The organism is Bacteroides pyogenes, from assembly GCF_014196225.1.
Classification (GTDB): Bacteria; Bacteroidota; Bacteroidia; order Bacteroidales; family Bacteroidaceae; genus Bacteroides; species Bacteroides pyogenes_A.
Map to the genome: position 1 here is coordinate 1 of NZ_JACIDI010000028.1, position 14,831 is coordinate 14,831.

Consider the following 14,831-nt stretch of genomic DNA (forward strand, 5'->3'; position numbering starts at 1 on the left):
GCAACTTCTTCTCGTGTCATCATAAGTTTTATTTTTGGGCACAAAGATACTGGTCGAAGAGATTGCAGAAAATACGTGGTTTACCGGAGGCTTACCACCTTTCTGTCCAATCGGTTTGTCTATATGCTTGCTACGGCTCTGCTAAGTTCGCATCAGAACATCGATTACGTCCGGCAATTCGAATCGTTTAAAAAACAGCAATTTCCTTTTAAAAAACTATTCGTCTTTCGTCTGTGTTTTATTCGTCTCCCGTTCGGCAGACGAATAAAACACAGACGAAAGACGAATGAGACACGAACGGCAGACGAACTACTTTTACTATAAAAACAATTAGTTCTTTCGATGGGAGGAGCAAGGTGTTGCTTGCAGTCTGCCTGAGGCATGGCAAGGCTTTATCTTTCATTCGGAAAGAGGGTGGGGTGTTGTGAATGCAATCACGGAAACAAGCTTATCTCCCCGACAAGGCGAAGGCTTGGAACAGAAAGACTGAAACGCTTCTTGTATTTTGGGGGTATCCATACTCGCAATGCGGTTGTCATGATGGGGTTATCCTGTGCAGCTAAAGGCTTTTATCATACTTGACACGGCTTGTATGCAAAAACAGCTCATGAAATGAATTTTACTTCGATTTTCATGAGCTGTTTTTCAAAACGGAGAGGGCATCATTTACATAATATCCCTTTATTCCCGTTTTCTTTGAGATAACTTATTATTTCAGTTCAATCCCTTTGTTCTTTAGCGTGATATTCATTAAAGCGGCATACTTGGCATACTGCTTGCCGTTCAGCGTTTTTCTCATCAGCTTGAGGTTTCCGTAGACGGCATGGCGTAATTTGGTGTCTTTATCCTTTTTTGCCGTAGTAGCTTTTGATATCTGCTCGGAGAAATAATCGCAGATATTTGCGACTTCTTCACTTTGAGACGCATTCAAATCTAAATATCTGCCAAGCTTATTTACATTGATGTTGCCTTCCCATTTTGCAGTTGTTGGCTGATTCTCTGCTGCAAAAGTCGTGGCGCTTAAGCATAAGGCCGCCACTAATGTTAATCCTAAACGTTTCATAATACCTGCTTAAAATGTTATACCTAAAAACTTTTCTATAAAACAAAAACTAATACCTATTGAAAATTATCCGAAAGTTTTTGCTGTTCTTTTTACCTATGCAAATATAAGAATATGTTTTATAGCATTGAAACATAAAAAGAGAAAAGATTCTTTTTCACTTGTTTTCTTGATATAAGTCAAGAGCTGATCCGTCTTTTTGATATATTGATTCCTTATTATTCTCTTATTTGAAGTTTGTGTTCGAGAACGAAAAATCTTTTAGCGGCAATATTTCTCGAATTATGTGTTAAAATGATATGGGGGAATTTCGAATCGGCAGTCAAAGTGGTTATTGATTACGATTCTGTTTTTCTGTTGAACGGTTTTGCCCGAAAGAGACCGTTTGCAGCTGTAGAAGGGGCGTCGGAAAGAGTTGGAGCTGATGTCGTGAAAGTTCTTTTTTCAGTTGGTCCGTTTGTAGCTGTAGGAAGCGCGTCGGAAAGAGACTTCGAAAAAGTTGGAGTCTCTTTCCGATGGACGAACCGCCTTGCAGATTATCTTTTCGGTCATTGTTTTTTCATTTCATAATCTTTGTCCTCTAAATGGATTACTTTGCTGATTTCCGTACTAATGCCGACAATGCCGGTTCCGCCGTGTACATTGCTTGGATAACTGATAGGTTCATTCAATACTTCGTCGAAAACATCGGAATCGATGATGTTCAAGGCTTTCAGGTAATAGTATTCTGCTTCGGTGATGCTGAGCAGGCGGATATAAACATCTACGGTGTATCTGAGTATGTTCTGTATGCCGCCGTACCTCTGTGGAGAAGGATTGTTGTAAACGGTCAGGGTATATGGGGAGTTCTCGAAACGTGAGTCATCGAATACTCCATATACGTTGCTTGCATTGTCGAACATACCGTTTTCTTCTTCTGCATCGCTTTGCGGATGCCCATCGGTTAATACTACGTCTTCGCGGAAGATATACTGATAGTCATGATAGGTCTCGGTCAGTATTTTTTTATTTCCTTGGAGCGTCTCATTTTCCGGATGCAATAAATTCCTTTCTTCGAACCGGCTGAACCATTTCGTCTGTTTGTCCACAATCAACCTATAAAAGTTCTTTTCGTTCGGAATATCATTCAGTGTGATCTTATAGCAAAGAAACTCCTGCACTGCTCCGTGCCGACGTAAAGAAGCATTCGCTGTCTCTACTTGCAGTGCCTGTGTCATGCGTTGCGGCACGGTAACCTCCGCCCATGCGTGGTGAAGTCCGTCGGCGGTTCGCGCGTCGATGCGCACCAGATCTCCGGGGCGGAATGTTCCGGACAGCTTGAATGTGCATTGCCTTGGAGGAGATGTCGCTTCTACGGCCATCGGTCGCAACTTTTCTCTTAACATTCCGTTTACGCGTACTTCCAGTGAAGCGTCTTCTACGTGTGTAGGCTGCCTGCGTCCGGTGAGGTTGAGAAACAGGTAGTTGGTCAGGCTGTCTGCATTGATGAAGGCATTCATCACCAATTTAGGAGGATTTTCGTTGATGTCGAAAGGTATCTCGTTCTTGCACGACACCGCCAATAATACCGTGAGGGCGGAAAACAGGCTTGCGATATGTTTTTTCATAATGTTCAGAATTTATAAGTATAGCTGAATGAAGGGATGATGGGGAGCAGCGTGAATTTGGTAATAGCCATATCATCGGGATTATTCTCTTTCAGGCTGCGGTAGACGAACGTCGGGTTCATTGCATTATATGCGTTATATACGCTGATGTTCCAGGTACGAACTCCCCGTTTGGTTTTTTTGTGGAAGTTAATTCCCAAATTCAATCTGTGGGTAGCAGGCAGGCGGTAATTGTTGCGATGCTCCACATAAGGCGCTTGGCTTACTGAGGAAGAGCCTCTTCTTGGATCGGGCAGCAGAGAAAACTCTATCCGGTCGCTTTTTCCGTTATTGGCGCCGCCGGGACGGATAATCATACTTTCCTCTTCGGGAATGGTGGTTGTATTTCCGGTATAGAATACCCATGATGCACCCATATCGATCCGGTCGCTGAACTTGTGGTTCAGGGTCAAGCCGATATTGTGCCGGCGGTCGTATTTGTACGGGAATCTTTTGCCATTGTTGATTCCTCCGGGGGCGAACTTTCGGTCGCTTTTCGAAAGCGTGTACGATAACCATCCGGTTGTTTTGCCCACCGTTTTTTGTACCATCAGTTCGATGCCCATCGAGCGTCCGCTGCCCATTTCCACTTTATTCTCCCATCCTGAGGAAGAGCCCAGAAAACTGACCCCTTCTTTATACTCCAACACATTGCACATGTTCTTGTAATATCCTTCTGCCGAGAACTCCCACCCCCGGATTCCTGTGTGATAAAATCCCAAAGCATATTGATGTGCGCGCATCGGTTTTATTTGTTTAGTCACAGGAACCCACAGGTCTGTCGGCATGGCGATGGGAGTCGATGATAACAGATGTACGTATTGGTTCATCTGTGTGTACGACGCTTTGAAGGCAATGGACCTGTTTGCCTGATAACGTGCCGAAAGGCGAGGTTGCAGTGAGAAATAGCTTCGCTTCTGTACGTTGAAGAAAGACAGATGGAGGCCGAGATTGAAGCGGAGCCTGTTGCCCATTTTTATATCGTCTTCGGCATAAGCAGATAGTTCGTGGGCGTATATATGGCTGCCGCCTATGTTGCGATAGGTAGTGTCCCGCTCGGTTTTCCCTTCCGTACGGTCGGTTACTCTCGAAGTCATGACTTCCGGGCGAAAGTTGTGGTAGAGGTAGCCCGTGCCGAACTTGATATGATGGTTCGGAGTAGGGTTGTAGTCGAAGTCGATATGGTAGCTCCAGTCGCGAATGCCCGAGCGATAGTCGGCGGAGTAATTGTTGGTTACGATTTTTCCATTGTGCGTATGCCGGCCGTCGGAGTATGAATGCATGTTTAGCATATACTTATTAAAAGCAACGGTCGTATTGCTGAAGAGCCGGTTGTTGAAGATATAATTCCAACGGGCCGATATAATGGAGTTTCCCCACTTCATCTTTCCCCCATCGAAGTATGCCCCGTCTTCTTCGAACCGATTGGAAAAATGGTCTTTCCCGTTGTAGAAGCTTAAATACAAGCGGCTCTTGTCAGAGAACCTGTGATTCACCTTGGCATTGATATCATAAAAATAGTAACTGAATTTCTCGTCTTTGGGCATGAAAGGTTTGGCTAAAAGGTCGGCATAAGAGCGACGCGCAGAGAAGTTGAATGAGGTTCTCCCTTTTACAATAGGTCCTTCCAGATTAATCTTGCTGGTTAGCAGTCCGATGCTGAATGTGCCGTGATAGTTTTTCATGTCTCCGTCGTTGGTACGTACGTCTATGACCGAAGAAAGTCGTCCGCCGAAGCGTGCGGGGAACGAGCTTTTGAATAGAGTGACTTTCTTTATTGCTTCGGGAGTGAATACCGAAAAAAAACCGAACAAGTGATCGACATTATATACCGGTATGCCGTCGAGCAGAATTAAATTCTGGTCGGGGCCTCCCCCTCTGATATTCAGTCCTGCCGTTCCTTCTGTTCCTGCTTGTATGCCCGGCATCAGTTGTATGGTCTTCATTACATCCGCCTCACCCAGCATGTTAGGCGTTTTTTTGATTTGTGTCATGGGTATTTCGGTTGCGCCCATTTGTGTTGCCGTGGTTCCGGCTTCCGCTTTATCGGATACGATGACTACTTCCTGAAGCTGATTGGCCTCTTTCATGCCGATGTTGAGCAATGTGTCTTGGCAAAGCCGGAAAGAACGTACTTCTGTGCGGTAGCCCAGGTATGAGAAATGAAGTGTGATTTCTCCTTCGGGCAGCGTGATGCTGTAAAAACCGTATGAGTTCGTGGAAGTTCCTTGTTGGCAGCCGCTCTCGATGATATTGGTTCCGATCAGTGTTTCAGACGAAGTGTGGTCCGTCACATATCCGCTTATCGTAAACTTGCTTGGAACCGGTTTTTCTTTTTTTTTCTGCAATAGAATATAGCGGCCTGAGAATTGGTAAGTGATTCCTTCTCCGGCAAAAGCCTGATCAAGAACCTTTCGAAGCGGCTCGTGCTTGCTGCTCAAGCTTATTTTCCGCTTTATTTTGATTTCTTCTCCGTATACGAAAGAGTATCCGGTAGAGTTTTCTATCACCTTGATGAACTCTTTCAGGTTGGCGTTGCGCAGTGTGACAGTCAGTTTTGTGTCGGACGACTGCGCTTTTGCCGGTAGTGCGTATAGGATGAGCAGGCACGCCAGCAACCATGCTTTGACGGGTCTTAAGTTCGATGTTGTTGTGTTCATTGAATGTTTGGATTAACTGTGAGAATTATCTTATCGTTGTTTCGGGTATAATCGAAATATCCCGCTTTGTGCAATACGGAAAGAATGGTTTCCAATGGCTCCTCGCCGGGGAATCGGGCTGTGATTCGGTAACTTTGCAGGGAGGTATCTGCTATTTGTATGTCAACATTAAACCTGTTGCTCAATTTTTGTGCAATTTCTTTCAGCGGAGTAGAGGCGAAAATCAATTCGCCATGCATCCATGCTATTTCGTCTGAACTGCTTTCTGTCTTTCTTCGGGAAAATCGATTTTCCACCTTATTATATATGGCTTTCTCGTTCGGCTTTAGCACCAAGCGCTCTGCCTTATCCCGATGGCCGACGGCTACCGAACCCTCGAGCAGTGTTGTTTCTATGCAGGGGTTGTTGGGGTAAGCGTTTATGTTGAAGCAAGTGCCTAATACCTGTACGTTGATTGCTTCTGCTTCGACGATAAACGGGTGTTTTTGGTCTTTTTCCACATTGAAGCAGGCTTCTCCCGTAAGTCTGACCGTTCTGCTCCCTCTTTTGAATCGTTTGGGGTAAGAGAGTGCGGAGTAGCGGTTCAAAGTCACAGACGTACCGTCGGGGAGATGAACTGTGCGGGTATCTCCCATGGTAGACACGTTTTGCATGGTTGCCGGCTGTAGATAATAGAATGCCATCCATGCCGAGAGAAAAAGCAAAGCCACTGAGGCTGCCGCCGCAAGCAAACGCCGGGACCATTGGCGGCGTTTTGTCCCGAACAGCTTCCGTTCCAACCGGGGATAATTGGCCGCTGCTGAAAAACGTCCGCGTGGTGAGCGTGTGGAAGCTACCAGTTGGTTCAGTATCTTATCCGATTCTGTATCCGTATGTTTCATTCTCTGATGTTTTTATGATTGCCGGTTTATTCTTTCTTGAGCTTAATGGTCAGCCGGCTGATCTCTCCTCCTTTCCATTGGGGCGTACAAGTGACGGCTATATTTTGTGTTTTCAGTATCATCTGCTTGGGAAATACCTTGATGGTGACGCTCGCTGATTTTTCCCCGGCTTGGATGGTAACCCTCTCGTCGGAAAGCTCAAAGAAAGGGACCTGTCCATGGAAAGGAGCGGGAGGAGTAAGGACAAGGGTTCTGTCGTGATCTGCTTTTTTTACAGCTATAATCTGAATTTCTGCTTCGACTTCTGTCCGCATGTTTCCGACCGACATTTCCAGTAATGAGCGTTTAAACCCTACATAATTTTGCGGATAATTATCGTTGCTGCTTCCGCACGAAATCGCCACCGGGCACAAAATCATTATAAGAAAAAAACGTTTGCTTTGTAATACTAATCTTTTCATGTGTTTACGATATTTATTGATTCGCTCATAAAGACCGGGAAATGCGCATATCTCCTTACTCTGATTTCGTTAAAAAATAATAATAAGCGAAGCATGCTTTCCGGATAGGCTGAAGAGCGGAGCAAATCTGTCAATGCAGCGTGCGATTCATAACAAATGCTTAATCTCTAATGATTGCCTTCAGCCGTGTGACAGCCTTTTGCAGTTGTGCGTCTACTGTGTTTATGCTGATATTCAGCTCTTCTGCCACTTGCGCATAGCTTTGTTTTTCTTCACGGATGCGGATGAACACCTCCCGGCAGCGTTCGGGCAGACGATCGAGTGCTTTCACATAACGCGCCAAGAGCTCTTCGCTGATAAGGGATTCTTCGGGTGAGAAGGCTGTGGCCCCCGGTTCGCCTGATGAATCGATGGAAAGAGGCGGCGGTTGCTTCATCTCTTTTTCCAGATAGTTGAGCGAAGCGTTTTTGACTAAAATGAAACAAAAATCTTCTATATTCTGCAATCCCGGAAGGTTTGCGCGCTGGTTCCATAGCTTCATGAATACGTCGAGTACGACTTCTTCCGACCACTCTTCTTTTTTAAGGTAGTAAAACGCGATACGGAACAAGCGGTCATAAGTCATATCATAGAATTGCCGGAACGCAGTTTGTGAATCCTGCTCTTTCATCCGGCGCAACAACTTTCGTACCTCCTGCTCTGTCATTTGGCATATCTTGTTTTTATTCGCTTTTCACCCATAGTAAATCACTCATAATTCCGTCCGATAGAAATATGCCTTCGCGTGTGAGCCGCCATACTCCGTTTTCTTCTTTTAATCTGCCGTTTTTGACGTAGGGCGCAACCATTCGCAGGCAATAGGCGTATAGCTCTTCGCCGAACTCTTTTTGCAGTCGTTCGGTGGAGATGCCTCCAACGGTTCGCAGCGAAGTGATAATGTATTCGTTGTAGCGTGTGGGCAAGTCGAGCCACTCCGTTTCGAACGCTCTTCTCCCTTGCTCGATACCTTCGATATAGCGTTGGAGCGAAGATATATTCCATTCACGACTTGCACCGTCGAACGAATGTGCCGAGGGACCACATCCTAAGTAATGTACTCCTTGCCAGTATGAGGTGTTGTGGCGGGAATGTCTGTCGGGTAGGCAAAAATTGGAAATCTCGTAATGTTCGTAACCGGCTTCGTTCAACGTGTCTATCAGGGTGGAAAAGAAGCAGAGGCTGATCTCCTCATCTACTTCACTCACTTGTTTGCGGTGAAGCATTGTATAGAGTGGCGTTCCTTTTTCGTACGTGAGGTGGTAAGCTGAAATATGGGCGGGATGCAGCGCTACAGCTTGTGTGAGATCGTGTAGCCAATGCTCAATTGTTTGTCCGGGCAAACCGTACATCAGGTCGATGCTGAAGTTATCGAACCCTGCCTCTTTGCTTCTTCTTACCGCATCAATGGCAGTCCGGGCATCGTGTCTCCTGTTGAGCAGCTTCAGTGTGTCATTATGAAATGTCTGTATGCCCATACTTAAGCGGTTGAACGGTTGCTGCCGGAGCATTTGCACATATTCTTCCGTCAGATCGTCGGGGTTGGCTTCCAAAGTTATTTCCACACAATGCTGTGTGTCGAAGCATTGGCGGATGGTTTCGAATATACGGCCGAAGTCTTGTTCGGAGAGTTGGGACGGAGTCCCTCCTCCGAAATATATTGTCTCTACCGATTCGCCGGAAAGATATCCGCTCCGCATTTCGAGTTCTCTGCAAAGGGCTTCTACAAACTTTTCTTTCAGTTCGTTTCGGGTAGTGGAGTAAAAATCACAGTAGCTGCAACGGGTTTTGCAGAAAGGAATATGGATGTAGATCCCTGCCATAAATAACAATTCTGTTTTTAATTGCAATTTCACTGCAAAAGTAAAATCTTTTTCGTAGACTTAAAAATTTTTATTTATATTTGAACGTTGAACCTATTATGCTTATTATGAAATTTTACTCTTTGATCTTCCTTATCCTTTTTCCCTTTTCGGGGCATGTATCATCATCGAATGTATTTGAATCGGCCTTTTCCGTTATGGATACTTTACCTGCCCGGGCATCCGGGATTTTGCCCGAGGCAGTGCGGGAGGAATTGCCGTCCGATACAAATACTGTTTGCAGACTGACGGATGCGGACTATGAGCGTGTGGCGAATGAATTGAATATTGATATCGCGACAATGAAAGCGGTTGTGGAGGTGGAAGCAGGCGTTTCGCACCGGGGATTTGCCGCTCCGGGTATCCCGTTGGTCAATTTCGATTTGGTATTGTTTAAACGTTTTATGCACCGTGCCGGTAAGAGTGTTGCCAAGTATGCGGGAAATATCGCATTTGTGCGCCCCAATATTCGTAAGTACGGCACTTTGGGTAAAGCGCATTGGGCAAGGCTTGAAAGTGCCCGTAAGATCAACAAGGAAATTGCCGAGAAAGCGACTTTCTGGGGGATGTTCCAGATTGGCGGTTTTAACTGGAAGCTGTGCGGGGTTGATTCGTTGGATGATTTTATAGCCCGGATGAGTCGATCGGAAGCTGAGCAGCTTGAACTCTTTGCCCGCTTTATTACCCGGAATAATCTTGTGAAATACCTTCAGGCAAAGAACTGGGCAGGATTCGCTTACCATTACAACGGACCACGTTATAAGGCGAGAGGATATCATACGAGGCTGGCAAGAGCTTACCGGAAGCACCTGTGAGTAATGTTTCATTTGCATATTTCTCTGAATGCCCGTGCTTCGTCTTTTACTATGTGGTAAGAAGAGATGAATTGCTTTAAAGTTCAGTAACTTTAAACTACATGGATGCGTTAAGCGGCAGATTTGTCCCGAATACTGCCAATATATCAATAATAATGACAGCTCTTGCTTCTTGGTTGGGAGCGTAAGCCGCACGTTTACCTCAATTGTCCCTTTTATTCTTTTTTACAAAAACATGTTTCATAGCATTGTTTTGTAACACTGTTGTATTTGTTGTTTTTCCTCTAATTAATCTCTAATTTGCGACTCGCTAAAAAAGTATGCTGCAAACGCATATTAAATAATTATTTAAATCTTATATATTATGAAGGTGTATCAGACTAACGAAATCAAGAACATCGCTCTATTGGGGAGTTCTGGCTCTGGGAAAACCACTCTCGTGGAAGCTATGCTTTTCGAGAGTGGTGTTATAAAACGTCGTGGAACAATTGCCGCAAAGAATACGGTTAGCGATTATTTCCCCGTTGAACAAGAGTATGGATACTCTGTTTTCTCCACCGTTCTTCACGTAGAATGGAATAATAAGAAGCTGAATATCATAGACTGTCCAGGTTCGGACGACTTCATTGGCAGTGCTGTCACGGCACTGAATGTGACCGACACTGCACTGCTTCTTCTCAATGGCCAGTATGGTGTTGAGGTCGGCACGCAAAATCATTTCCGGTATACTGAAAAACTAAACAAACCCGTTATTTTTCTGGTCAATCAGCTTGATCATGAGAAATGCGACTATGATAATATTTTGGAGCAATTGAGAGAGGCTTACGGCCCTAAGGTGATTCCTATTCAATATCCTATTTCTACCGGTCCCGGTTTCAACGCATTGATCGACGTGTTGTTGATGAAAAAGTATTCGTGGAAACCCGAAGGTGGAGCGCCAACAATTGAAGATATTCCGGCGGATGAGATGGATAGGGCTATGGAGATGCATAAAGCATTGGTTGAAGCTGCCGCCGAAAATGACGAAGGTTTGATGGAGAAATTCTTCGAACAGGACTCTCTTTCGGAGGATGAAATGCGTGAAGGTATTCGTAAAGGATTGGTTGCAAGAGGAATATTCCCCGTATTTTGCGTCTGTGGAGGGAAAGATATGGGAGTACGTCGTCTGATGGAATTCTTAGGGAATGTAGTTCCATTCGTTTCAGAAATGCCAAAAGTAGAGAATACTGCGGGCAAAGAGGTAGCACCTGATGTTAGTGGCCCTCAATCGCTTTACTTTTTTAAAACAAGCGTCGAACCTCATATCGGTGAAGTATCCTATTTTAAGGTTATGAGTGGCAAAGTTCGTGAAGGGGATGACATAGTGAATGCCGATCGCGGTTCGAAAGAGCGCATTGCACAAATTTATGCGGTTGCCGGAGCCAATCGTATTAAAGTAGAGGAGTTGAGGGCCGGAGATATCGGTGCTGCTGTGAAACTGAAAGATGTGAAAACCGGCAATACGCTGAATGGTAAGGATTGCGATTACAGGTTCAACTTCATTAAATATCCGAACTCTAAATATTCGCGCGCCATCAAGCCGCAGAATGAAGCCGATGTGGAAAAGATGATGACCATTTTGAATCGCATGCGTGAAGAAGACCCGACATGGGTGGTGGAACAATCGAAGGAATTAAGGCAGACGTTGGTTCACGGACAAGGTGAATTCCATCTTCGTACTTTGAAATGGCGCTTGGAGCATAATGAAAAGCTTCAGGTGAAATATGAAGAACCCAAGATACCGTATCGGGAAACTATTACCAAAGCTGCCCGTGCCGACTATCGTCATAAAAAACAATCGGGAGGAGCCGGACAATTTGGCGAAGTACACCTCATTGTAGAACCGTACAAAGAAGGAATGCCCGTACCCGAAACTTATAAGTTCAATGGGCAAGAGTTTAAGATTAATGTGAAAGGAACCGAAGAAATTCCATTGGAATGGGGCGGCAAACTGGTTTTTATCAATAGTATTGTGGGGGGATCGATCGACGCTCGGTTTATGCCCGCCATTTTGAAAGGAATTATGGCACGTATGGAGCAGGGACCGTTGACAGGATCGTATGCTCGCGATGTACGTGTAATTGTCTATGATGGTAAGATGCACCCAGTGGACTCTAATGAAATATCTTTTATGCTGGCAGGGCGAAATGCGTTTAGCGAGGCCTTTAAGAATGCAGGCCCGAAGATTTTGGAACCTATTTACGATGTCGAAGTATTTGTTCCTTCGGATAAGATGGGTGATGTAATGGGAGACCTCCAAGGGCGCCGTGCCATGATTATGGGAATGAGCAGTGAGAAAGGCTTCGAAAAGTTGGTCGCTAAAGTTCCATTGAAAGAAATGTCGTCTTATTCTACTGCCCTTAGCTCTCTGACGGGAGGTCGAGCTTCGTTTATCATGAAGTTTTCCAGCTATGAACTCGTACCGACCGATGTGCAAGACAAGCTGATAAAAGACTTTGAGGCTAAACAGGTTGAGGACTAACTATAAATATAATTTTTAAAAAAACGAACCGGCAAGTTGTATGATACTCGTCGGTTCGTTTTTTATTGGTCTGTTTGTACTGTTCGCATCGGGCTTATTCTCCATTTAATGCTGGCCTTTTTGCAAAGATGCAAAATATCAAATTGGGTGGTAGTTGCACTCGCAGGCTCTCCCCTTTGTGGCGGGAGCGTTTAGCTTTGGTTGGCGGGGATATGTGCAGGAAAAATCCTTATTCGGCTACTCCTTGCCACCGCTTTGGCTATCGCAGTGTACCCTCTGACTTACGCCCTCATCATCGGGAGAATACTGTCGAATAATCATCCGAGAGGAGCAAGTGGAGTAAAGATGGTCGGCAAATCTGCCGACCGCTACTTTCTTTCATGAGCTTCGAGCGGACAAAGTATAAGAAGCAAAGAAACCTTGATGAAAAACACCTCGTTACTTTTGACGGTGAGTTGATACGGATCAAAAGTAACAAAAAGCCGGTGTATAAATTCCTGTCGGTAAAATCATTGCTTTTGAGTATTGCAGAGTTATGATATTTGCCGTATCTTTGTACAAAGCAATTTTGCATCTCCTGGTTTGGGAGCGTTCACAAGCAGTATATTCGGATAAAGACCATTTACAATATTGAAACAACTAAATTTTGGAAAATATGAGACGTGTTTTTACCATTGCAATCATCGCCCTCATCGTAATGTCTTGTGAAAATGAAGAAATCCAACTCGACCGCCTTCAAGGGAAATGGAGCGAATGTTATGACAATACCGAATTTGTTATGGACGGAAGTGTCGAATACGAATTTTCAGGAGCAAACGCTTACGTGGAAACAGCCTATGATGTCTTATCCGGCAAAACTTCTGTCAAGAAAGGGTTTTATGTACTTGGTCTTATGGAGGATGAGGATAATATCCTGACGCTTAATCCGCATATGTCCGATTTCTCCAGCGTAAGTTATACCATCGTCAAACTCTCTCCCAAAGAAATGGTATGGCAAAGAGTTGGTACTTCTCTCTCGAAAAGTTCACACTCATATGCTTCCGACTACCGACATTTCAAGCGAATAAAATAGCATTCCATATTATTCCAAAGAGGAAACGATACTTATTTCCGAAGTCACATCCTACTCACCCGCAGGGAGGGAAAAGTTATCTGATGTATGGCAATAAGTGCCATTCCTAAATACATCAGACTTCAGCTTAAACGATAAATTCCGGTGTCAACGATTTGGCGACTCTTTTCGGGAGTGCTAAGATTGACGGTTGTTTTTGATTTCCGAAACTCCCATACACCTAATAATGCGATTGCTATGCCCAATACAATAAAACACACACATAACCCCATAGACCTTACCATGTAAAATGAGAAAACACATGGAATGCCAACAATAATTCTTGCAAAAACGATAAGAACAAGAACAGGCGGAATTTTCAAGTCTAACATTTTACGTCATTATTTGAAAGTGATTTGAAGGTAAAAAGTAACGGAGCGACTATCGGTAAAGGCAATCGCTCCACAAGTTCGCTTAAAGACCCTCCTCACCATTTGAGCCACCGCCTTCATTGGGTTTTATCGTGCGCCTTTCGATATGCATTACTCAAAATTCCCGCTATTTTATCAGCAGCAGTTCTTTACGCTGATAGCTAATCAAGGTCGGGTGTTTCGACAAAAACTCATATCCCAGTAATCCATCGATCTTCACTTCTTTATCCTTATTCAGATGGGCGATATCGCTGAACACGAATTGCATGTTTTTATACGCCGTCGTTCCCGCATGGAACTTCTTCAGCCGGGCTTTGGTTACTTCTTTTTTGCCTTTTGAAGCACCACTCAGGCTCTCTGACGATATTTTCTTCAAGAGACTTTTTATCGGGACAAACAAGTTTATGTCCAGAAGACCCACGCCGGCTCCGCAATCAATGCCCATTTTGTAATAATCATCGCCTATCTTGACAGGAACAATGGGAATATGCCCACGCATTTCGAGAGGAACAGTTTCGATAAAATGACCGGCAAGTTTCTCCTTTCGGTACATCTCGAAATAATCGGGGGCGATCAGTGTAATGACTTTCCTGTTATAGTCATACAACACGTCGTATTTCTGGATAAGTTCGTAGCCAATAAGACCGTATATTTGCCTTCCGTCGCCTTCGAGGTGAGAAATGTCGAGGGTGAGCATCTCTTTTTCTTCGATACGTATCCCGTAGAAGTCGATGCTCGCCTTTTCGACGTTCATTCCCGTCAGAGCTTCGTCATGAACTCCTCTGGAGTTGCTTATAGCGGTTGCTCCCTGCTCGTCGGCGGATGTCGCTTCTCCGACATACTTCGAGTTGATGATGGTGGATCGCGAACCGCTGTCTAACAGAAAATCTCTTTCCTCACCGTTTAACGTTGCCTTTACGATGATTAGATTTTTCATCATCTCAAACGGAATTTCTATCACATTACTCGGATTATAAATAATATCTGAGGGGGAGCGTTTGGCAGTCTTCACCTTTATCGTGAGCAAATTCATTTTCTTGATTCTGTTGTTTCGGTCAAACACAAACGCCGCCTGCTTCTTTCCATGTTTTTCATATTCCACATCGTAGTTCAGTGTCAGGCACGTGTCTGCTTTAGCCTCTGTTAGCGTAAAACTTTTGATGCCACCCAAGTTGCCCACCAACATTTCGAGAACTTTTCCGGCAATCGGCGAAGTTTGTCCCGATACTTCAAACACTTCCGACAGATGGGGCTTGATTTGTTCCATGTCTTGTCTGCCCACGGCCTCGAACACGACACCGGCAATCCGTTCACATTCGGCTCTGTCCTGTGCAAAAGCCACTGTTGTAATGACTACGGATAAAATCGACAATAAAATGCATCTCATTTTCATCATGTATCCTC

At 44.6% G+C, this 14,831-nt stretch carries 11 protein-coding genes and 1 pseudogene; 4 read left to right on the forward strand and 8 right to left on the reverse strand.

What is annotated here, in order from left to right; genetic code table 11:
- Window positions 1-709: 709 nt before the first annotated feature.
- The 7 genes from GGR07_RS13190 to hemW all read right to left on the reverse strand — a co-directional run bounded on the left by GGR07_RS13190 (window position 710) and on the right by hemW (window position 8,570).
- A complete protein-coding gene (locus GGR07_RS13190) occupies window positions 710-1,063 on the reverse strand; it encodes a hypothetical protein (protein ID WP_021643946.1) in 354 nt (117 codons plus the stop codon).
- A gap of 548 nt (window positions 1,064-1,611) precedes the next feature.
- Window positions 1,612-2,670 carry a DUF4249 domain-containing protein gene (locus GGR07_RS13195; protein ID WP_021643944.1) on the reverse strand — a complete coding sequence of 353 codons (1,059 nt, stop codon included), beginning with the start codon at window positions 2,668-2,670 and terminating at the stop codon, window positions 1,612-1,614.
- A gap of 5 nt (window positions 2,671-2,675) precedes the next feature.
- Window positions 2,676-5,369, reverse strand: coding sequence for a TonB-dependent receptor (locus tag GGR07_RS13200; RefSeq protein WP_021643943.1), 2,694 nt, complete (start codon window positions 5,367-5,369; stop codon window positions 2,676-2,678).
- Window positions 5,366-6,250, reverse strand: a complete 885-nt coding sequence (locus tag GGR07_RS13205; protein WP_021643942.1) for a FecR family protein — start codon at window positions 6,248-6,250, stop codon at window positions 5,366-5,368. Before GGR07_RS13205 ends, GGR07_RS13200 begins: the two co-directional genes overlap by 4 nt.
- Before the next feature lie 26 nt (window positions 6,251-6,276).
- On the reverse strand, window positions 6,277-6,711 hold the full coding sequence (locus GGR07_RS13210) for a hypothetical protein (protein ID WP_021643941.1): 435 nt from the start codon (window positions 6,709-6,711) through the stop codon (window positions 6,277-6,279).
- A 160-nt stretch (window positions 6,712-6,871) separates the two neighbouring features.
- Window positions 6,872-7,417, reverse strand: a complete 546-nt coding sequence (locus GGR07_RS13215; protein WP_021643939.1) for an RNA polymerase sigma-70 factor — start codon at window positions 7,415-7,417, stop codon at window positions 6,872-6,874.
- A gap of 16 nt (window positions 7,418-7,433) precedes the next feature.
- On the reverse strand, window positions 7,434-8,570 hold the full coding sequence (hemW, locus tag GGR07_RS13220) for a radical SAM family heme chaperone HemW (RefSeq protein WP_021643938.1): 1,137 nt from the start codon (window positions 8,568-8,570) through the stop codon (window positions 7,434-7,436).
- A gap of 197 nt (window positions 8,571-8,767) precedes the next feature.
- On the opposite strand from hemW, the gene GGR07_RS13225 reads away from it, so the two are divergent.
- The 4 genes and pseudogenes from GGR07_RS13225 to GGR07_RS13235 all read left to right on the forward strand — a co-directional run bounded on the left by GGR07_RS13225 (window position 8,768) and on the right by GGR07_RS13235 (window position 13,017).
- A complete protein-coding gene (locus GGR07_RS13225; RefSeq protein ID WP_172545157.1) occupies window positions 8,768-9,424 on the forward strand; it encodes an N-acetylmuramidase family protein in 657 nt (218 codons plus the stop codon).
- Window positions 9,425-9,788: 364 nt separating this feature from the next.
- Window positions 9,789-11,945: an elongation factor G gene (locus GGR07_RS13230; protein ID WP_021643936.1), complete on the forward strand. Its 2,157-nt coding sequence runs from the start codon at window positions 9,789-9,791 to the stop codon at window positions 11,943-11,945.
- 108 nt (window positions 11,946-12,053) lie between these two features.
- A pseudogene (locus GGR07_RS14120) lies at window positions 12,054-12,254 on the forward strand (hypothetical protein); the annotation flags it as partial.
- Window positions 12,255-12,600: 346 nt separating this feature from the next.
- Window positions 12,601-13,017 (forward strand): hypothetical protein, encoded by a 417-nt coding sequence (locus GGR07_RS13235; protein WP_021643933.1) that lies wholly within the window; start codon window positions 12,601-12,603, stop codon window positions 13,015-13,017.
- Window positions 13,018-13,554: 537 nt separating this feature from the next.
- Here GGR07_RS13235 and GGR07_RS13245 read toward each other — a convergent pair.
- Entirely contained in the window at window positions 13,555-14,823 is a 1,269-nt protein-coding gene (locus tag GGR07_RS13245) for an aspartyl protease family protein (RefSeq protein WP_256680529.1), read from the reverse strand.
- Window positions 14,824-14,831: the final 8 nt, after the last annotated feature.